Here is a 636-nt window from a genome sequence, read left to right on the forward strand (position 1 = left end):
TCGATATCTGACAACCATTCGGCAAAAAATGAGACAAGCTCAACAAAAATCAGTATCCCCAAGAATATCCGGCCCGTGTTCTGGTCATTTATCGCCTTGTCCGGATTTATCGTGTTCTCTCTCAATGGCATCGTGCTGTCCCTGATACCTTCTTTTGCCAAAAATATTATCCATACCTCCAATCTATCCGTTTCAGGATTGTTAATCCTGCTGCTTCTCGGCGGGGGCGGATTGGCGCAGCGGATTTCCCGGCCCAGGCAGCTTGTCACTCGGCTGCGGCTCGGCATCCTTTTTCTATTAATGGGCGCATGGTTGATGATCATTTCCGGAGAGACAACAAACCTTGGGTTCTTGTGGACGGGAATATTCATTCAGGCGATCGGCGGCGGATGGGCATTTCAAGCCAGCCTGCAGTTGGCTGGAACTGCGCCCAGTCCTGAAGATCGGGCGGGCGTCATTTCAACTTATTACTCCGCATCCTACTCAGGGTTCATCATCCCGATTGTTGGCGTGGGTTCGCTGAGCTTGTTTTTCGGCTTGTTCCACTCCCTTATTATTTTGAATGTAATTGCAACAATCATTGTAATGTTTCTTGTTGGGTATTCATTTAAATATAGAGGCTTTTTTTGTGGGGTG

The 636-nt window shown here is 48.0% G+C and carries 1 pseudogene; it reads left to right on the plus strand.

What is annotated here, in order from left to right:
- Nucleotides 1-75: 75 nt before the first annotated feature.
- A pseudogene (locus L692_RS32060) lies at nucleotides 76-636 on the plus strand (MFS transporter); the annotation flags it as partial.

The organism is Paenibacillus forsythiae T98, from assembly GCF_000520735.1.
GTDB lineage: Bacteria > Bacillota > Bacilli > Paenibacillales > Paenibacillaceae > Paenibacillus_AQ > Paenibacillus_AQ forsythiae.